We start from the raw sequence: 17,720 nt of genomic DNA, 5'->3' as shown, positions 1-17,720 counted from the left end.
CCGCCCCCTCGAGAGCCGAGGTCCGGCCGGATGCGCGGTCCCGGTGCCGGGTCGTGAGCGCGTCCGGGGCGGGGCGTCCGCGCGACCGCGGGTCAGGGCGTCCGCGCGACCGCGGAGAGAAGGTGGTCGACGACGTCCGCCGCGGAGTAGTCGTCCGGCAGCCCGTCGAGGAACCCGAGGTCCTGGCCGAGGGTGAGCAGCGGGGGTTCCCGGTAGCCGTCCGGGCGGTGCTGCCCGAGACCGATGGCGGCGAGCAGCCCGTTGCACAGGCAGCGGCGCCCCAGGGTCTCCTCGGCGGGACGGCCCTTGCGGACGTAGGTGCCGACCGGCTCGGCGGGGCAGCGGTAGCCGACCGTCCCGTCGTCCTTGCGGTACGGCGTGCGCAGGTGGCCCAGGTCGCACAGGCGGGGGCGGTCGGCGTGGACGTCCGGATCCGACAGGGTGCCGGACAGGTCAGCGATCTTGAAGGGGAAGCCGGCCGGGGAGGCGTGCGGGTCGTTGCGGACCACCAGGGCGCCGCCGGCGGCGCGCGCGAGAAGGCGGCGCCTGAGCGTGGCGTCCAGTCCCGACTCCCGGCACAGCGCGAAGGCCGACCCGACCTGGATCCCGGCCGCCCCGGCCGCCCGCGCCCGCGCCAGCCCTTCCGGGGTGCCGTACCCCCCGGCCAGCCAGAACGGCAGGCCGAGCGCCGCGACCTTGCCGGTGTCGGCCTGGTCGCGCGGTCCGTAAACCGGCTCGCCGGCGGGGTCGAGACGCATCCTGCCCCTGGGCGGCGCGCTGTGCCCGCCCGCCGTCGGCGACTCCAGCACGAACCCGTCCGGCCGGGTCTCCGGGGAACGGGCGAGGTAGGCGGCCAGGACGTGGGAGGAGACGATGGCCAGCAGCCGGGGCCGCCGGAGCGGGCCGGGCGTACGGCCGAGCAGCGCCACCGGGTCGACGCCGACGGTGTGGCGGTCTCCGGCGGCGGCCTCGGCCACCGTGACCGATATCTCCGCCGGCCGGTGCGCCGCGAGCGCGTCGAGCAGCCGGGGGATCTCCGAGGGGATGCCCGCGCCCATCAGCACGTAGTCGACCCCGGCGAGCATCGCCCCGTAGACGGCGGCGGGCGTGGCCATCTGGATCTTCTCCAGGTAGTTGACCCCGATCGGACCGTCGTGCCCTTCCCGGGCGAGGAACACCTCGGCGAAGTTGGCGACCACGGTGAGCTCGTCCCGGGCGCGGTGCGGGCGCAGGCCGAGCCGGGGCACCGGCCGGTACGGCAGGCCGGGGCCGGCACCCCCGGGCACGAAGAACCGGGCCAGGACCCGCTCGGCGACCTCGGGGACCGGGAAGTGCGCCAGCGCCCGGCGCAGGTGGCCACCCGGGTCACCGTGCTGCAACCGCCTGGCCAGCACGAGGTCCAGCGCCGTCCCGGACACCACGCCGAGTTGTCCGGTCCGGGCGACGGCCCGCGCCAGCCGCCACCCGGACACGCCGACTCCCATCCCACCCTGGATGAGGAACGGGAGCCCGGCCTCAGACACGTCGGCCCCGGACCGTGCCGGCCCGGACGGGCAGGTCGCGGGTCTCCCCGCGCTCCTCGCGGAAGACGCAGGTGAACTCATCGGGGATCGCCAAGGAAACACCCTCCTGGGCCGTGGAGCGCCGGGGCTCCGTCGGGATCTGAACGCCTATGGGATTCAAGTGACCGGAGATCCGCGGTATCCAGTGACCAAAGTCCCGAACAGGAGGGTCTTACGGCCACGTCCCGGCACTGTCACCGGTCGTCGCCGGAGGCGAGCGCCGCGCCGGCGGCGACGAAGGCGGCCCCCGCCCCCGTCAGCAGCGCGCCCAGGCCGATGACGAGCGAGGTGAGCTGCCATGCCTGGTAGGAACCCATCAGCGAGGCGCGCAGCGTCTCGCCCATGAAGGCGGTCTGGCGCAGCGCCGCCAGGTTCTCGTCCTCGCCGCCCGCGGCCATGAACTCGGCGCTGATCTCGGAGTAGGTCCGCCCTCCCGTGGCCTGCCGCACGTTGTCGCCGATCACCTGGGCGTACGCTCTGGCCTGCGGCCCGGTCGTCACCGGCCGGCCTGCGTACGGGGTGAGCCCGGCGGGCAGCCCCTTGTCCGGAAAGGTGATCGTCTGGCGGCGAAGCTCGTCCCGGATCTCGTCCCGGCCCTCCTTGCCGCGGACCACCATGACGGGACCGGCCGCCAGCATGGCGACGCCGACCGCGCCCAGCAGCGCCACGGTCAGCCCGCGCATGTCACTCATCTGTCCTCCTCTGACGGGAAAAGGCCCGCTCGCTCGGGCCTCCGGTCGAGCCTGGGATCCGCGGCCGGGCACCGCACAGGGTCCCTCGTCCCCGGTGTCCGGGCTGAAAGTCCTCACCGCTCCCTCGCGGTGGCGCGGTCGCGTCCCCCGGCACCGGTGTCCCGCCCCCGGAAAGAGAAGCCCCGGAAGAGAAGCCCGGGACGGGGAGCCCGGGAAAGCGTCGGCTCCCCGGAAGGGGCCGGCTCCCGGGAAGGGACCAACGGCCCTATCCCGCCAAGCACCTGGACCCTGTCGCGCGGAGTCTCCGGTGACGATCCTGGAGCCCCATGTCGGCGTCGAGGAGTCGTGGATGTGCAACTACTGCGGGTGCCGGGAGTTCCCGTTGATCGGCCGGCTCACCGAGGAGCACGGCGAGATCGAGGAGACGGCCGGTTCGCTCCGCCGCGCCATCGGTGAGGGCCGGTACGGCGACGCCGTGCCGCTCCTGGAGGAGCTCCTCGCCCTGCTGGTCCCGCACACCGCCACCGAGGAGAGCGGGCTCTTCGCCGAACTGCGCGCCGAGGGGTCGCTGGCCGAGGAGGTGGACCGGCTCTGCGCCGAGCACGGCGACATCCACGGGGTGCTCGGCACGGTCGACCGCGCGGCGCCGGACTGGCCCGCCGTGCTGGCGGCGCTGCGGCGGCTGCGCCGGCACATCGACAAGGAAGAGCACGGGCTGTTCCCGGCGGCGGCCGTCATGCTGCCGATCCCCGCCTGGGACCGCATCACGCCGGAGCGACGGGCGGCCGGACGGTAGGAACCGGGCAGGAGCCGGAACCATCATCCCCGGCGCACGCCGAAGCCGCCCGGCCGATGCCCGACGGTGCGCGTCCGCCCAGACAGGCCGGACAAGTCACACGGACCGCACAGGCCGGACAGTCCAGGAAGCTGCACAAGCCGTACAAACCGATAGGAAGGTGACCCCGATGCCCCCGGTCGAGGTGACGATCGGTCCCCGGCCGCAGGCGAAGCCGTCCGGCGCGCCGCCCCGCCGCCGCGCGCGATGGCACCTGCGGGCGAACGCGGTCGTGGTGGGCTGGCTGGTCCTGACGGTCCTGGCCGCGCTCGCCCAGGGCGAGCTGCCCGCGCCCCGATGGTTGCTGATCCACGTCTTCCTGCTCGGCGCCGTCACCACCGCCGTCCTGATCTGGAGTGAGCACTTCGCCGTGGCGCTGCTGCGGGCGCCGGCCCCCGAGCCGCGCTGGAGCGTCACCCGGCTCGCGCTGCTCAACGCCGGAGCGGTGGCCGCGTTGTACGGCGTGGCCGCGGGGCCGTGGTGGATCGCGGCGGCCGGGGCGGGGACGGTCGTGGCGGCGGTCGTCTGGCACGCGGCCGTCCTGGTCCGGCTGGCCCGGCGGGCGCTGCCGGGCCGGTTCGGCCACGTCGTCCCCTGGTACGTCGCCGCGGTCGACGCGCTCGCGGTCGGCGGCGTCGTCGCCGGCCTGGCCGCCGCCCCCGCCGTCTCCGCCCCCGTGCACGAGCGCCTGCACGCCGCGCACGCCGAGGTGAACCTGCTCGGCTGGGTGGGCCTGACCGTACTCGGCACGCTGTTCACGCTGTGGCCGACGGTCCTGCGGACCCGGGTGTCCGCTCTGACCCGCCGGGCCTCCCTGGTGGCGCTGCGGCTGGCGGTGCCCGGACTCGCCCTGGCCGTGCTCGGCCTGCTGCTGGCCCTGCGCGCGCCGGCCGCCGGCGGGCTGGTGGTCTACGCGGCCGCCGTGGCCGTGGCGCTGGCGCCGCTGGCCGAGACGCTGCGCCGCCGCCGCCCGCGCACCGGGGCGGCCTGGATGCTCGGAGCGGGTGTCGTCTGGTTCGAGGTCGCGCTCGTCGCCGATGTGGTGATCGTGATCACCCGCCCGCCGGGGGAGGTCGGCCACGCGCTGGAGCCGTTGCTGCCGCTGCTGCTCGTCGGCTTCGTCGGGCAGGTGCTGCTCGGCTCGCTGTCGCATCTGCTGCCCGCGGTGCTGGGCGGCGGCCCCGCCCGGTTCAAGGAGAACACGGCGCTGCTCGGACGCGGCTGGCCGGTCCGGCTCGCGGCGGTCAACCTCGGGGTGCCGCTGCTGGCCCTGCCGGTGCCGGCGCCGCTCGGCCTGCTGGGCTGGGTCCTCGTCCTGGCCGCGGCGGCGGCGTTCGTCGTCCTGGCCGCGGCCCTCCTGCTCCGGGCGCGCCCGATGTCGCCCGCGCTCACCGGGACGGCCGCGGGCTGCCTGCTCACCGCCGCGGCGGTCGCGGTCGCGATGTCCGGCGGCCCGGGGTCCGCCCCGGCCGTCGTCGCCTCGGGCGCCCGGCAGACGGTGGAGGTGACCCTGACCGGGATGACGATCCGGCCCGGCGTGATCGAGGCGGCCCCGGGCACGGTCCTGACGCTCCGCGTCGTCAACAAGGACGCCCAGCGGCACGACCTGCGGCTCTCGACCGGCGAGCGCACCCCGCCGCTCGGCCCGGGTGAGAGCGCCACGCTGGAACTCGGCCCGCTCGGCGAGGCGGTCGACGGCTGGTGCACCGTGGCCGGGCACCGGGCCGCGGGCATGACGATGCGCGTCGTGCCCGCGGGGACGGGCGCGGGGGCCGGGACGGAGGCGGCGGCCCGGCCGGACGCGGGCGCGCACAGCTCCGGAGGTCCCGCCCGGCTGGATGTCGCCGCGCCGATGTCACCGGGGTGGAAGCCGTATGACGCGACGCTGCGCCCGGCTCCCGGCGGCACGGAGCACCGGATCGAGATCCGGGCGGCCGAGGTGGACCTGGAGGTGGCCCCCGGTGTGCGGCAGCGCATGTGGACGTTCAACGGGACCGTGCCCGGGCCGACGCTGCGCGGCAGGGTGGGCGACGTGTTCACGGTGACGTTCGTCAACACCGGCACGATGGGGCACGGCCTCGACTTCCACGCCGGCGCGGTGGCGCCCGACGGGCCGATGCGCACGATCGGACCCGGTGAACGGCTGACCTACCGGTTCCGGGCGGACTTCGCGGGGGCGTGGCTGTACCACTGCTCGACGATGCCGATGACCCAGCACATCGCGAACGGCATGTACGGCGCGGTGGTCGTCGATCCGCCGGACCTGCCGCGGGTGGACCGGGAGTACCTGCTGGTGCAGGGCGAGCTCCACCTCGGGCGGCCCGGCGACGAGGCCCAGGTCGCCAAGATCCGCGAGGGCCGCCCGGACGGGTGGATGTTCAACGGCACCGCGGCGGGCTATGATCACGCCCCGTTGACGGCCCGGACCGGCGAGCGGGTACGGATCTGGGCGGTGGCCGCCGGGCCGAGTTCGGGAACGGCGCTCCACGTGGTGGGTGTCCCGTTCGACACGGTCTACAAGGAGGGTGCCTACATGCTGAGGAAGGGCGGCCCCGGCGGCGCGCAGGTGCTGGACCTGGCCCCCGCCCAGGGCGGCTTCGCCGAGCTGGAGTTCCCCGAGCCGGGCCGTTACCCCCTGGTGGACCACGCCATGCGCCGCGCCGAGGCCGGCGCCCACGGGATCTTCGTGGTGGGCGCGCGATGACCTGGTGGTCGGTGGTCCGTTTCCTGCACGTGCTCTCGGCGGCGCTGTGGGTCGGCGGGCAGCTCACGGTCTCGCTGGTGGTGCTGCCGGCGGCCCGCCGCCTGCTGGGCGCCGGACGCCGCGCCCCGAGGGCGCGCGGGGGGGGCCGCCGGTTCGGCGTGTTCACCGGAGCGGTGTTCCTGCCGGTCCAGCTCGGCACCGGCGTGGCCATCGCCTGGCACAAGGGCGTCACCTGGGCCTCGCTGGCCGAGCCCGGCTACGGCCGCGTCCTCGCCGCCAAGCTCGGGCTGTTCTGCGCGGTCATGGCCGCCGCGGGCCTGCACGGATGGGCGACGGGCCGCGGCCGCCCGGCCTTCGCGCGGGCGATGGCGGTGGCCTCCCTCGTCGGCTCGGTCGGGATCGTCCTCCTCGCCGCCGCGCTGCCCGCCACCTGAGCCGCCCCGCTCCCCCCCGGGCGCGGGGCCGTACCCGGTCAGGACAGGCGCAGGGCCTCGGCGGCGACGGCGTGGCGGAGGTCGCGGATGCCCGGGCGGCCGCGCAGGGGGTGGACGTTGTTGGTCAGCAGGACGACGGTGAGGGCGCGTCCGGGGTCGACGACGAGCGAGGTGCCGGTGAAGCCGGAGTGGCCGTAGGCGTCGGCGAGCGGGCCGACGATCGCCGGGTCGCCGATGCGCACGCCCAGGCCGTGGCGGAAGGCGGCGCCCCGGACGCCGTGGTCGCGGGTGAGCTCGGCGACCGTGCCGGGCCGCAGGATCGGGGCGCCTCCGGTGCGCAGAGCCTCCGCGAAGCGGACCAGGTCGTCGGCGGTGGCGAAGATTCCGGCGTGCCCGGCGACCCCGCCCAGGCCGTGCGCGGTCTCGTCGTGGACCTCGCCGCGGACGCACCCGGTCCCCGGGCGCTCGGGCTTGTGCTCGGTCGCGACGATCCGCGGCAGCAGGGACGGGCCGGGGCGGTAGCCGGTGGCGGACAGGCCGAGCGGGGCGGTGACACGGGCGCGGACAAGCTCGTCCAGGGGCGCCTGCCCGGCGATCTCCGCCACCCGGCCCGCCGTGATCAGCCCGACGTCCGAGTAGAGGTAGCGCTCCCCGGCGGGGCCGAGCGGCGGGGTGGAGAGGATCCGCTCCAGGCGCGCCGCGTGGACGGCGGGGCCGTCCCCGGGGATCTCCTCGTGGGCCCTGCGGCCGGGGGGCAGGCCCGCGGTGTGGGTGAGCAGGTGCCGCAGGGTGGCCTCGGGGGCGCCACCGTAGCAGGCGGGCAGCCGGGCGGCGACGGGCTCGTCCAGTTCGAGGCGCCCCTCCTCGGCGAGTGACAGGATGACGACGGTCGTGAAGAGCTTGGTGACCGAGGCGAGGTCGAAGATCGAGTCGCGGGTCGCCGGCGGCCGGTCCTCGGCCGGTTCCTCCGGGGCCGCCGCGTAGCGCACGGCCTCCCCCACCGCCGCGGCGGCCACCGTGGTCCCGCCCGCCGAGATCACGGCGACCGCCGCCGAGCACACGCGCGGCACCGCCGCCGCCAGGATTCCCGCGAGGCGGGACCCGCCCCCGTCCCCCGGGCGCGGATCCGGATCGCGTACGGGGCCGGGGACGGCGCCGGGGGGTTCAGGCACCGGGGACTCTCCCCGCCGCCGCCAGGGCCGCCTCCAGGCGGTCGCCGTGGCGTTCCAGCAGGGCCCGCGCGCCGTCCGCGTCGAGGCCGCGCTCGACCATCAGCACGGCGACCTTCACCTGCCACCCGGCGGCCTCCAGCGCGGGGCGGGCGACGGAGAGGTCGGTGCCGGTGATGTCGCTGACCATCCGGGCGGCCCGGTCGGCCAGCTTGGAGTTCATCGCCGACACCTCGATCATGGCGTTGCCGTAGGTCCGGCCCAGCCTGACCATGGCGATCGTGGAGATCATGTTGAGGACCAGCTTCTGCGCGGTGCCCGCCTTCAGCCTGGTGGAGCCGGTCACCACCTCGGGACCGACGATCACCTCGATCGGGTGCAGCACCGCCGCCGAGAGCGGGGTGCCGGCGTTGCACGACAGCCCCACGGTCAAGGCGTCGCGGCGGCTGGCCTCGGTGAGCGCGCCGAGCACGAACGGCGCCCGGCCGCTGGCGGAGACGCCCACCACCGCGTCGCGGGCGCCCACCCCCCGCTCGGCCATGGCGGCGGCTCCCCCGGGGCGGTCGTCCTCGGCGCCCTCCACCGAGCGGGTCAGCGCGGGCTCCCCGCCCGCGATGACGCCCTGCACCAGTTCGGGGTCGGTGCCGAACGTCGGCGGGCACTCGGACGCGTCCAGCACCGCCAGCCGTCCCGACGTGCCGGCTCCCACGTAGATCAGGCGGCCGCCCGCCCTCATCCGTGCGACGACGGCGTCGACCGCGGCCGAGATCTCCGGGATCGCCCTGGCCACCGCCCCCGGAACCGTGGCGTCCGCCGCGTTCATCAGCCGGGCCACCTGCTCGGTCGAGAGCCGGTCGATCTGGCTGTAGCGGGGGTCGCTCTGCTCCGTGGACAGGCCGGCGAGTGGATCAATCATGTCGCCCCATGTCGCTAATCTTCATATCTCTTATCTGAAAAGTAAATAATCTTCTTATATCGGGGGGCCGCGCGTCCCGGTCGCCCGGACGGCCGCCCGTCCGGGCCGTCATGTGAGGCCGCGGCGGTAGAGCCAGAAGACCCGCTCGGCGCGCGCCCCCACGGCCCGGGAGTAGAAGCGCAGCGGCCCCACCCAGCCGATCTGCGCGCTCGTCATGCCCGCGGCCCGCTGCTCGGACAGGCAGCGGCGCAGGAGCACCCGGCCGACGCCCAGGCCCCGGGCGGCCGGCGCGGTGCCCATCGGGCCGAACCAGGCGGGTCGCGCGCCCCACGCGGCGAAGCCGAGGATCTCCCCCTCCCGGAGGGCGTACTGGCAGCCGGTCGCCTGTTCCGCCTCCCACGCCCAGTTGCCGTTCCAGTGCTCCCTGATGAAGGGCAGCAGGGCGCCGCGCTCTCCAGGACCGGCCGCGTGCACGGTGACGCCCGACCGGGCCAGCCGCGCGACGTCCGCGCCGGTGGACAGATCGCCGGTGAGGTCGGCGGTCATGTTCCAGGCGACGTCGTAACGCTCGTAGCCCAGGCTCTCGACCAGGCAGGCCGCCGGGGTGGCGCGCACGTCGACGCCGGGCCAGGCGTAACAGGGCGGGTTGCCGGCGAAACGCGCCTCGGTGGCCCCCCGGCCGCGCAGCCACTCCTCGGCCGCGGCGACCAGCGAGGGGCCGAGTCCCGCGCCCCGGGCCGTGGGATGGACCGCGAGCAGGTCGACGTGGCCCACGGACGGGTCGCGCGCCGACAGGGAGGCGAACGCCACGCCGTCGAGATCGCCCGTCACGAGCGCGGTCCAGCGCCGCTCCCCCGGCGGCCCGGCGAGCCGGGCGACCAGGTCCGGCGCCTCGGCCGCGTCCAGGGTGAGCGCGGCCCGCGCCAGCCCGGCGAGGGCCGGCCCGTCGGCCGCGGCGGCCTCGCGGATCCCGGCCCGCGGGTTCACGGCGCCCCCATCGGGGTGGCGACGACGCTGCGGCGTTCGGGGTGGAAGCAGGCGTGCTCCTGGGGCGTCTCCCCGGCGTGGCCGAGAACGGGGCGCTCCGACTCGCACCGGCCGGTGCGGAACGGGCAGCGCCGCGCGAACAGGCAGCCGTCGTCGGGGCGGCTCTCGTCGAGCGCCTCGGTCGGCACCACCCGCTGCTCGCCGGGCCGCTCCAGCCCGTGCAGCACGGGGATGGCCGAGAGCAGCGCCTGGGTGTAGGGGTGGACCGGCGCCGAGATGACCGTCTCCACCGGACCACGTTCGACGACCTGGCCCCGGTAGATGACGTACAGCTCGCCGTCGCCGCCGATGTACCGGGCGGTGGCCACGTCGTGGGTGATGAACAGCACGCCCACGCCGAGCCGCTCGCGCAGATCCTTCAGCAGGGACAGGATCCCCAGCCGGAGCGATACGTCGATCATGGAGACGGCCTCGTCCGCGACGAGCATCTCGGGGTCGACGGTGAGCGCGCGGGCGATGACGACCCGCTGGCGCATGCCGCCGGAGAGCTGGTGCGGGTAGCGGGGCAGCACGTAGCCGGGGTCGAGCCCGACCAGGCCGAGCAGTTCCTCGGCACGCTCGTCGGTCCACGACCGCGGGCGGCCGGTCTGCCGGGCCCGCAGCGCCAGCGGCGCGTCGAGCGTCTGGTGGATCGTGCGGGTCGGGTTGAGCGCCGAGTACGGGTCCTGGTGGATGAGCTGGATCCGGCGGAAGTACGGCCGGCGCCGCCGCGGGCGCAGCGACGACATGGGGACGCCGTCGATGGTGATCTCCCCGGAGTCGTGGCTCTCCAGCCCCGCGGCGATCCGCCCCAGCGTCGTCTTGCCGCAGCCCGACTCGCCGATGAACGAGACCGCCCCGCCCTTCGGGACGGCGAAGTCGACGCCGCGCAGTGCCGTGACCTCCCGCCCGCCGAGCACGCCGCCCCGCTGCCGGAAGGTCTTCGTGATTGCCTGCCCCGTGATCACGCCCGTTCCTCCCCCATGTCCTCTACCCCGGCGGGCCCGTGTCCTCCCGGTACGGCCGCGACCGGATGCCCCGGCCGCGCGGTCCCGGCCGGCCCGGGGTCCGGGCCGGCCGGCGGGCCGTCGGCGTGGCAGGCCACGATCCGCCCGCCGCGGGAGACGGCCGGCGGCTCCTCCGCCTCGCACACGTCCATGCGCAGGTCGCAGCGCTCCGCGAAGACGCATCCCCGCGCCGGGATCGTCCCGAGCGTCGGCGGGCGGCCGGGCAGCGCCCGGGTCTCGCCGAGGTCGCCGACCAGGCGCGGGATGGCCCGGATCAGGCCCCGGGTGTAGGGGTGGCGGGGCGCGCCGAGCACCTCGGCGGTCGGCCCCTGCTCCAGCACCCGCCCGGCGTACATGACGGCGACCCGGTCGGCGGGCGGCCTCGGCGACCACGCCGAGGTCGTGGGTGATGACGAGCGTGGTGAGCCCGCGCTCCCGGTGGACCTCGCGGACGATCCGGAGGATCGTGGCCTGGGTGATCATGTCGAGCGCGGTCGTCGGCTCGTCCAGCACGACGAGGTGGGCGTTGAGGACGAGCGCGAGCATGATGCCCACCCGCTGGCGCATGCCACCCGACAGCTCGTGCTGGTAGGAGTCGAGCACCCGGGCGCCGTCCAGGCCCATCCGGCCGAGCAGGTCCCTGGCCTCCCCGACCAGGGCGCGCAGGTCCCTGACCTGGTGGGAGCGGCCGAGGTCGAGCAGCTGCTTGCCGACCGTCTTGAGGGGGTTGAGGGAGTTCTGCGCGGCCTGGAAGACGTATCCGATGTGCCGTCCCCGCGCCCGGCGCAGCTCCTCGCCGCCCAGCTTCACGACGTCGCCGAGACCGTCGACCTCGACGCTGCCCGCGCTGATCCTGCCGGGCGGCTGCACCGCGTTGAGCAGTGACAGCGCCAGGGTGGACTTGCCGGAACCGGACTCGCCGACCAGACCGGTGATCGTCCCGGCCGGGAGCTCCAGATCGATCCCGGAGACGGCGGGAAGCTCTCCGGCGGGCGTGCGATAGACGACGGTCAGCCCGCTGACGCGTACGCCCGGTGCCCGGCGTTCCGCCGCGGGCGTCGTGTCCGGGAACTCCGGAGACACGGAATCGGGGGATCCAGGGGATACGGACACCCGTCACTCCTCCCGCAGCCGGGGGTTGAAGATCTCGTCCATGGCGTCGACGACGAGGACGATGCCCAGGGTGAGCAGCATGATCGCCAGGAGCGGGGCCATCATGTACGGCAGCGCGGCGGTCGTCGTCAGCGCGCCGCCGCCGAACACGGCGAGGTTGAGCATCACGCCCCAGTTGTTGGCGTCGAACGGCAGGACGCCCAGGAAGAACAGGCCCACCTGCGCGTAGACCGCGCCGGTCACCGCGATGAGCATGTTCATCGCGATGAAGGGGGCCATGCCGGGCAGCAGTTCCCTGCCGACGATGTGGGTGGTGGACAGGCCGAGCCCTCTGGCCGCCTCGATGAAGCCGCGCTCGCGCAGCGAGAGGGTCTGCGCCCGGACGGCGCGTGCCACGCCGCCCCAGCCCAGGAGCCCGAGCACGAGCCCCATCTCGAACGCGCCGGTGAACGTCCAGACGGTCGACAGGACCAGCAGCAACGGCAGACCGGGGATGGTCAGCTTCATGTCGGTGATCCGCATGAGGACGGTGTCCCAGCGCCCGCGCCTGAACCCGGCGAGCAGCCCGACGCCGGTGCCGAGGACGACCGTGATGACGGCGGTGACCAGGGCGGTCAGCAGGACGTACCGGGAACCGGTGATCACCAGGGCGAGCACGTCGGTGCCCTCGAAGTCGGTGCCGAAGGGGTGCTCCCAGCTCGGCGGGGCGTAGAGCGCGTCGTCGTCGCGCGGCAGCCGCTCGGGGTAGAGCAGCGGCCCGACGGCGCCCATGACCGCGAAACCGGCCAGGATGACCACGCCCAGCATCCGGCTGGGCTTGCGGCGCAGGACCCGCCAGACGCCGCGCCAGAAGTTGCGTCGCAGCGTCGCGCGGGTCCCGCCCGCGGCGACCACCGGCTCGCTCATGTGACCTCCTTCGCCGGCCGCGTGACCGGGGTGCCGTGCCCGCCGATCCCTCCGCTTCGCCCGGTCACGGCGCCTCCTCTCCGGAGCGGACCCGGGGGTCGATCACGGTGTAGAGCATGTCCGCGGCGATGTTGGCGACCACGATCGCCGCGGTGATCAGCAGGAAGGCCCCGCCCATCAGCGCGTAGTCGCGGTCGGCGATGCTGTTGAAGAGCAGCAGGCCCAGCCCCGGGTAGGTGAAGATCCGCTCGATGAAGATCGCGCCGCCGAAGAGCAGGCCCAGCGAGAGCGCCAGGATGGTGAAGAGCGGCAGGATCGCGTTGCGGGCCACATAGCGGAAGATGATCCCGCGCGTGAGGCCGCGCAGCTCGGCGGCCAGGATGAAGTCGTCGCCCAGCACGGTCACCACGCTCGACTTCATGGCCAGGATCCAGCCCCCGTAGCCCGCCAGCGCGTAGGTCAGCACCGGCAGCGTGGCGTACTCGATCAGCGAGCCGATGTAGGCGGCGCCGAAGCCCGGCTCGATCATGATGTCGGCGGTGCCGCTCCCCGGGAAGATCGGTAGCAGGGTGGCGAACGTCGCGCTCAGCAGCAGCGCGAGGACGTACTGCGGCAGGCCGTGCAGGAGCGAGCCCGAGATGGCCAGCAGGTCGCCCAGCGGGCCGGACCGCCTGATGGCGGCGTAGACGCCCATGATGACGCCGGCCAGGAAGCTGAGCAGGGTGCCGGCCAGGACGGGCAGGACCGTCCAGGTGGCCGCCGAGGCGAGCAGGGTGGTGACCGGGGTGCCGGGGGTGCTCGACGACTGGCCGAGGTCGAGGCGGAACAGGCCGGTCATGTAGTCGGCGTACTGCTCCCACAGGGTGCCGCTGGGCATGAAGCCGTACAGCGCCGCGGTGGCGCGCTCGGCCTGGTCGGGCGCCATGCCCTGCTCGACCAGCTTCTCGTAGCGGGCGAGCAGGGGGTCGCCGGGGACGTTCCTGATGATCACGAAACTGATCGTGGTCACCACGAGGATCATGACGAGCCCGCGGGCCAGGTGGCCCGCGAGCCGCCGTGCGATGAGCGCCATGGGCCGCTACTTCTTCTTGACCATGCCGAGCTGGATCCAGACGCCGGAGGTCAGGCGCAGCGCGTCGCTCTCGTTCTCCGGGAAGCCGGTGAATCGCGAGGTGTTGACGAACTGGGTGTTGACGTAGTCCCAGAGCTGGATGACCGGCAGGTCCTTGTTGGCGGCCTTGGCGAGGGTGGCGATGATCTCCTTCTGCTCCGCCTCGGGAGCGGAGTTGAGCTTGACCGTCAGCTCACCGGGGTTGACCTTGCCGACGCCCTCCACCTCGATGGTCTCGGCGCCGCCCATCCAGTTGCCCTCCTTGCCGGGGGCGACGTGCTTGAGCTTGCCGCCGAAGAGCTGCCAGCCGTTCGGGGTGCCGTACAGGCGCTGGTAGATGTTGTACGGCGCGGGGCCGAGCGCGACCAGCCAGAACCCTGCGTCGTACTTGCCGGCCGCCAGCTCCTCCAGGTAGAGGGGGTAGTCGGCGGTGGTGACGACCTCGGCGTCGATGCCGGCGTCGTTGAGCTGGCTGGTGATCGCCTTGGCGCCGGCGAGCCAGTCGGAGAACGGCGCGGGCACGTGGATGGTCATCTTCCAGGGCGAGCCGTCGGGCATCGCCCAGGTGCCGCCCTCCTTCCTCATGCCGGCGGCCTTCAGCTCCTCCTCGGCCTTGGCGGCGTCGACCCCGTAGGGCTCCAGGGCGGTGAAGTCGTCGCCCAGCCACGCCGCGGCGGCCTTCTGGTGCAGGCCGGAGGTGGTGACCGAGGCGGTGCCGCCCTCCGGTGAGGCGATCTTGGTGACCTGCTCACGGTCGATGAGGTGGGCCAGCGCCCGGCGGACGTGCACGTTGTCGTAGGGCTTCCTGGACTGGTTGAACGCCAGCGCGTTGCCGACCGGCGAGTAGCCCCTGACGACGGCGTTGCCGGGGGTCCGGGTGATGCGCTTCATCACGTCGGCCGGGACCGCGGTGAACGGCGCGTTGTCCAGCCTGCCGGCGATCAGGTAGTTCCAGATCTGCTCGTTGCCGGTGTAGTTGAGGATGCGCACCTGGTCGGGGGCGACGTTGGCGGCGTTGTGGAAGTGCTTGTTCTTGACCAGCAGCGCCTCGCCGGGGTTGACGCGTTCCAGGACGAACGGCCCGGCGGAGACGTCCTTGGGCGGGGAGAAGGCGATGACCTTCCCGGCGAGGCCGGTGATCTCGGCCCGCGCCGCCTCGGCCTCCGGGGCGTCGCTCCGCGCCACCTTGACCTTCTCCCAGAAGTCCGCGGGCAGCACGCCGGTCCAGACGTGCGCCGGGACGACGAAGGTCTCCATCACGCCGCGGACGAAGGTGACGCTCGGGTTCTCCGCCGCCTGGGTGATCTTGATGGTCCTGTCGTCCACGATCTCGATGTCGGAGGCCGCGCCGGCCGCCGCGGGGTCGAGGGCGTAGGCGGTGCCGCCCTGGGTGTAGGCCAGGCCGATGGAGAACTTCACGTCCTCGGCGGTGATCGGCCTGCCGTCGGACCACTTGCCGTCCGGGTGCAGCCTGATGGTGATCGAGGACTGGTCGGGGGCGATCTCCCAGCTCTCCGCGACGCCCGGGTAGAACTGGTTGGGGTCGGTGAGGTGGTTCTTGGTCCACCCGAGCCACTGGGCGTTGAACCCCCGGAAGGCGTTGCCCTTGGGGTTGTACGGGTTGATCGGCGCGTTCACGTCGATGCCCGGTTTGATCGCGTCGACCGTGGTGTAGACGCCACCGCCGCCGCCCGAGGCGGACCTGCCTCCCGTACCGCTGCTGCACGCCGTGACGGCGGCGAGGCCGAGCAACGCCAGTGCCGCTGCTAGTCGCTTCATGAACCGCTCCGTGGGGGGTCTTCCGGGGCCGGGGAACCGGGTTGTCCGGACCTTACGTGCACCGGAGCGAATGCGTCAATAATCTCCATACCTCGTGAGTGCTTTGTAACTTTCCTTCATCATTGGCCCGCCGGTTCCCGGCTCCGCCCGCGCACCGGCCACCGTCGGCGCCCCGGCCGGACGGCCTTGGCCGAATGCACGAACAACCTCGACGCTCTTCGGGAAGCCGGACGAATTCCCTCCCCCGTGGTCTGTCATACGGTCGCGGTAACCACGCATCGGAGGACTGACACGTGCTCGTTGAGCCCCACCACCGCGCCGTCGCGAACGCCCGGCGGCCGCGGTGAGCCTGGACACCATGCTTGAGGACCTGCAGGAGCTCGTCGTCTGCGAATCGTTCTCCGGCGACCACGCGGCGGTGGCCCGCAGCGCCGGGGTGGTCGCCGACCAGGGGCGCAGACGGCTCGGCGCGCGTCCCGAGACGATCGTCATCGACGGGGTCACCCACCTGCGGTGGAGCTTCGGCCCGCCCAGGGTGCTGCTGGTCGGCCACCACGACACGGTCTGGCCGACAGGCTCCCTGCGGACCCGTCCCTGGTCGGTCGCCGACGGGATCGCCCGGGGGCCGGGCGTGTTCGACATGAAGGCCGGGCTGGTCCAGATGTTCCACGCGCTGGCCGCGCTGCCGTCGCCGGACGGGGTGTGCGTGCTGGTCACCGGGGACGAGGAGGTCGGGTCGCCGTCCTCACGCGCGCTGATCGAGGAGTCGGCGCGCGGCTGCGCCGCCGCGTTCGTGCTGGAGGCGAGCGCCGACGGCGGCGCGCTCAAGACGGCCCGCAAGGGCACCTCCGCCTACGAGGTCACCGTGTACGGCAGGGCCGCGCACGCGGGCCTGGAACCGGAGAAGGGCGCGAACGCCGGGGTCGAACTGGCCCACCAGATCCTCGCCCTCGCCGGGATCGCCGACCGGGTGAACGGTGACGGCCCGCCCCCCACGGCGGTGGAGACGCCGCCCGGCACGGCGCACGGGCTGCCCGCTTCCCCCCGGCCGGTCTCCCCGGCGGCGCGGACACCGCCCGCCGGAGCGGCGCCGGAGACCGGCCCGCCGAACCTCCTGGGGCCGACCACCGTCACGCCCACGGTGCTGTCGGCCGGGGTCACGGTCAACACCGTGCCCGCGCTGGCCCGCGTGTCGGTGGACGTGCGGGTGCCCACCCTCGCCGCGCAGCAGCGGGTGCACGACCTGATGAAGGCCCTGTCCCCCCGGCTCGCCGGGACCCGGCTGGAGGTCCGGGGCGGCCCGAACCGCCCTCCCCTGGAGGAGACCTCGTCAGCCGGGCTGTTCGCGCTCGCCCGGCGGGTCGCCGCCGATCTCGGGCTCGGCCCCCTCCGCGGTGCCGGCGTGGGCGGAGCCTCCGACGGCAACTTCACCGCCGGAGTCGGCTGCCCCACCCTCGACGGGCTCGGCGCGGTGGGCGGCGGCGCCCACGCAGACGGCGAGCACGTGATCGTGGCCGAGATGCCCGGCCGGGCGGCGCTGCTGGCCGGCCTGGTCCGGGCGGTGCTCCGTTGAGCGGCGTGGTGGTGCGCGAGCTGTGCTCCATCGGGGAGTTCGAAGACGTCGTCCGGCTGTTCGACGGCATCTGGCACCCCAGTCCGGGCAGCGCGCCCGTCACGGTGGAGATACTGCGCGCGCTGTCGCACGCGGGCAACTACGTGACCGGCGCCTACCGGGACGACCGGATGGTCGGCGCGTCGGTCGGCTTCCTGGCCGCGCCGGCCGGGCGGGTGCTGCACTCGCACGTCACCGGCGCCGCGGCCGGGCACGGGATCGGCTTCGCCCTCAAGCTGCACCAGCGGACGTGGGCGCTGGCCCGCGGCCTGGAGCACATCACCTGGACCTACGACCCGCTGGTGCGGCGCAACGCCCACTTCAACCTGGCCAAGCTCGGCGCGCGGCCCGAGGAGTACCTGCCGTCCTTCTACGGGACCATGGACGACGCGATCAACGCCGGGGACGAGTCGGACCGGGTGCTCGCCGTCTGGCGGCTGTCCGAACCGCACGTGCTGGCCGCCGTCCGGGGCGAGCCGTACCGGGTGGAGATCCCGCCGGACGCGGTGGCCGGCCTGTCCGACGACGACGGTCGCCCGGTCCCGGGCCGGACCTGCGCCCGGACGGTGCTGGTCGCGGTCCCGCCCGACATCGAGGCGCTGCGCCGCGCCGATCCCGGCGCGGCCAGATCCTGGCGCCACGCCGTGCGCGACGTGCTCGGCGGCCTCCTGCAGGAGGGCGCCCAGGTCACCGGCTTCCACGACAGATCCTGCTACATCCTGGAGCGGAACGCCTGACCGCCCCGGCGGGCGGAGCTTTCCGCCAAGACACGGCGCGAGCCGTGTGACATCCTGCAACGGATCGCCTGACCGGCGACGACACGGAGGGAGACGCGGCGAAGGCCGCACCATCAC

The 17,720-nt window shown here is 74.3% G+C and carries 15 protein-coding genes and 2 pseudogenes; 5 read left to right on the top strand and 12 right to left on the bottom strand.

The genetic code is table 11. From position 1 onward, the window contains the following. Nucleotides 1-92 precede the first annotated feature (92 nt). Both ABD841_RS17370 and ABD841_RS17365 read right to left on the bottom strand, forming a co-directional pair. Nucleotides 93-1,484, bottom strand: a complete 1,392-nt coding sequence (locus ABD841_RS17370; protein ID WP_344972625.1) for a nitronate monooxygenase — start codon at nucleotides 1,482-1,484, stop codon at nucleotides 93-95. 272 nt (nucleotides 1,485-1,756) lie between these two features. After that, complete coding sequence (locus ABD841_RS17365) at nucleotides 1,757-2,254, bottom strand: hypothetical protein (RefSeq protein ID WP_344972624.1); 498 nt, start codon at nucleotides 2,252-2,254, stop codon at nucleotides 1,757-1,759. 307 nt (nucleotides 2,255-2,561) lie between these two features. Between ABD841_RS17365 and ABD841_RS17360 the strand changes: the two genes are divergently transcribed. From ABD841_RS17360 to ABD841_RS17350, 3 genes are all read left to right on the top strand, one after another. Beyond that, on the top strand, nucleotides 2,562-3,050 hold the full coding sequence (locus ABD841_RS17360) for a hemerythrin domain-containing protein (RefSeq protein ID WP_344972622.1): 489 nt from the start codon (nucleotides 2,562-2,564) through the stop codon (nucleotides 3,048-3,050). Between the two features lie 169 nt (nucleotides 3,051-3,219). Then, nucleotides 3,220-5,793 carry a multicopper oxidase domain-containing protein gene (locus ABD841_RS17355; protein WP_344972620.1) on the top strand — a complete coding sequence of 858 codons (2,574 nt, stop codon included), beginning with the start codon at nucleotides 3,220-3,222 and terminating at the stop codon, nucleotides 5,791-5,793. Next, nucleotides 5,790-6,227 (top strand): hypothetical protein, encoded by a 438-nt coding sequence (locus ABD841_RS17350; protein ID WP_344972618.1) that lies wholly within the window; start codon nucleotides 5,790-5,792, stop codon nucleotides 6,225-6,227. Before ABD841_RS17355 ends, ABD841_RS17350 begins: the two co-directional genes overlap by 4 nt. 38 nt (nucleotides 6,228-6,265) lie before the next feature. On the opposite strand, the gene ABD841_RS17345 is transcribed toward ABD841_RS17350, so the two are convergent. The 10 genes and pseudogenes from ABD841_RS17345 to ABD841_RS17300 all read right to left on the bottom strand — a co-directional run bounded on the left by ABD841_RS17345 (nucleotide 6,266) and on the right by ABD841_RS17300 (nucleotide 15,254). Next, the gene (locus ABD841_RS17345) at nucleotides 6,266-7,399 is read right to left on the bottom strand and encodes a serine hydrolase domain-containing protein (RefSeq protein ID WP_344972616.1); all 1,134 of its coding nucleotides are present in this window, start codon (nucleotides 7,397-7,399) and stop codon (nucleotides 6,266-6,268) included. Continuing rightward, nucleotides 7,392-8,312, bottom strand: coding sequence for an N-acetylmuramic acid 6-phosphate etherase (gene murQ, locus ABD841_RS17340; RefSeq protein WP_344972615.1), 921 nt, complete (start codon nucleotides 8,310-8,312; stop codon nucleotides 7,392-7,394). The genes ABD841_RS17345 and murQ overlap by 8 nt, the downstream gene beginning before the upstream one ends. 108 nt (nucleotides 8,313-8,420) lie before the next feature. Further along, complete coding sequence (locus tag ABD841_RS17335) at nucleotides 8,421-9,299, bottom strand: GNAT family N-acetyltransferase (protein WP_344972613.1); 879 nt, start codon at nucleotides 9,297-9,299, stop codon at nucleotides 8,421-8,423. Beyond that, nucleotides 9,296-9,760: an oligopeptide/dipeptide ABC transporter ATP-binding protein gene (locus ABD841_RS17330; protein WP_344972747.1), complete on the bottom strand. Its 465-nt coding sequence runs from the start codon at nucleotides 9,758-9,760 to the stop codon at nucleotides 9,296-9,298. The genes ABD841_RS17335 and ABD841_RS17330 overlap by 4 nt, the downstream gene beginning before the upstream one ends. A 15-nt stretch (nucleotides 9,761-9,775) precedes the next feature. Then, a pseudogene (locus tag ABD841_RS17325) lies at nucleotides 9,776-10,219 on the bottom strand (ATP-binding cassette domain-containing protein); the annotation flags it as partial. Between the two features lie 83 nt (nucleotides 10,220-10,302). Further along, nucleotides 10,303-10,701, bottom strand: coding sequence for an oligopeptide/dipeptide ABC transporter ATP-binding protein (locus ABD841_RS17320; protein WP_344972745.1), 399 nt, complete (start codon nucleotides 10,699-10,701; stop codon nucleotides 10,303-10,305). A 196-nt stretch (nucleotides 10,702-10,897) separates the two neighbouring features. Beyond that, nucleotides 10,898-11,428, bottom strand: a pseudogene (locus tag ABD841_RS17315) (ATP-binding cassette domain-containing protein); the annotation flags it as partial. A gap of 33 nt (nucleotides 11,429-11,461) precedes the next feature. Beyond that, nucleotides 11,462-12,364 carry an ABC transporter permease gene (locus tag ABD841_RS17310; RefSeq protein WP_344972611.1) on the bottom strand — a complete coding sequence of 301 codons (903 nt, stop codon included), beginning with the start codon at nucleotides 12,362-12,364 and terminating at the stop codon, nucleotides 11,462-11,464. A gap of 64 nt (nucleotides 12,365-12,428) precedes the next feature. Continuing rightward, entirely contained in the window at nucleotides 12,429-13,436 is a 1,008-nt protein-coding gene (locus tag ABD841_RS17305; protein ID WP_344972609.1) for an ABC transporter permease, read from the bottom strand. A gap of 6 nt (nucleotides 13,437-13,442) precedes the next feature. Then, the gene (locus ABD841_RS17300) at nucleotides 13,443-15,254 is read right to left on the bottom strand and encodes an ABC transporter substrate-binding protein (RefSeq protein ID WP_344972607.1); all 1,812 of its coding nucleotides are present in this window, start codon (nucleotides 15,252-15,254) and stop codon (nucleotides 13,443-13,445) included. Between the two features lie 358 nt (nucleotides 15,255-15,612). On the opposite strand from ABD841_RS17300, the gene ABD841_RS17295 reads away from it, so the two are divergent. Beyond that, nucleotides 15,613-16,827, top strand: a complete 1,215-nt coding sequence (locus ABD841_RS17295; RefSeq protein WP_344972605.1) for a M20 family metallopeptidase — start codon at nucleotides 15,613-15,615, stop codon at nucleotides 16,825-16,827. A 5-nt stretch (nucleotides 16,828-16,832) separates the two neighbouring features. Next, on the top strand, nucleotides 16,833-17,603 hold the full coding sequence (locus tag ABD841_RS17290; protein ID WP_344972744.1) for a GNAT family N-acetyltransferase: 771 nt from the start codon (nucleotides 16,833-16,835) through the stop codon (nucleotides 17,601-17,603). Nucleotides 17,604-17,720: the final 117 nt, after the last annotated feature.

Origin of the sequence: Streptosporangium fragile, from assembly GCF_039534445.1 — a bacterium.
Classification (GTDB): domain Bacteria; phylum Actinomycetota; class Actinomycetes; order Streptosporangiales; family Streptosporangiaceae; genus Streptosporangium; species Streptosporangium fragile.
Note: the sequence above shows the minus strand (reverse complement) of the source record. Positions and strands in the feature narration are given on the sequence as shown.

Coding starts and splice junctions, on each gene's coding strand:
- ABD841_RS17370 (WP_344972625.1), bottom strand. CDS start 1,484: ATGGGAGTCGGCGTGTCCGGGTGGCGGCTGGCGCGGGCCGTCGCCCGG.
- ABD841_RS17330 (WP_344972747.1), bottom strand. CDS start 9,760: ATGATCGACGTATCGCTCCGGCTGGGGATCCTGTCCCTGCTGAAGGAT.
- ABD841_RS17310 (WP_344972611.1), bottom strand. CDS start 12,364: ATGAGCGAGCCGGTGGTCGCCGCGGGCGGGACCCGCGCGACGCTGCGA.
- ABD841_RS17365 (WP_344972624.1), bottom strand. CDS start 2,254: ATGAGTGACATGCGCGGGCTGACCGTGGCGCTGCTGGGCGCGGTCGGC.
- ABD841_RS17295 (WP_344972605.1), top strand. CDS start 15,613: ATGCTTGAGGACCTGCAGGAGCTCGTCGTCTGCGAATCGTTCTCCGGC.
- ABD841_RS17355 (WP_344972620.1), top strand. CDS start 3,220: ATGCCCCCGGTCGAGGTGACGATCGGTCCCCGGCCGCAGGCGAAGCCG.
- ABD841_RS17320 (WP_344972745.1), bottom strand. CDS start 10,701: ATGTACGCCGGGCGGGTGCTGGAGCAGGGGCCGACCGCCGAGGTGCTC.
- ABD841_RS17350 (WP_344972618.1), top strand. CDS start 5,790: ATGACCTGGTGGTCGGTGGTCCGTTTCCTGCACGTGCTCTCGGCGGCG.
- murQ (WP_344972615.1), bottom strand. CDS start 8,312: ATGATTGATCCACTCGCCGGCCTGTCCACGGAGCAGAGCGACCCCCGC.
- ABD841_RS17300 (WP_344972607.1), bottom strand. CDS start 15,254: ATGAAGCGACTAGCAGCGGCACTGGCGTTGCTCGGCCTCGCCGCCGTC.
- ABD841_RS17305 (WP_344972609.1), bottom strand. CDS start 13,436: ATGGCGCTCATCGCACGGCGGCTCGCGGGCCACCTGGCCCGCGGGCTC.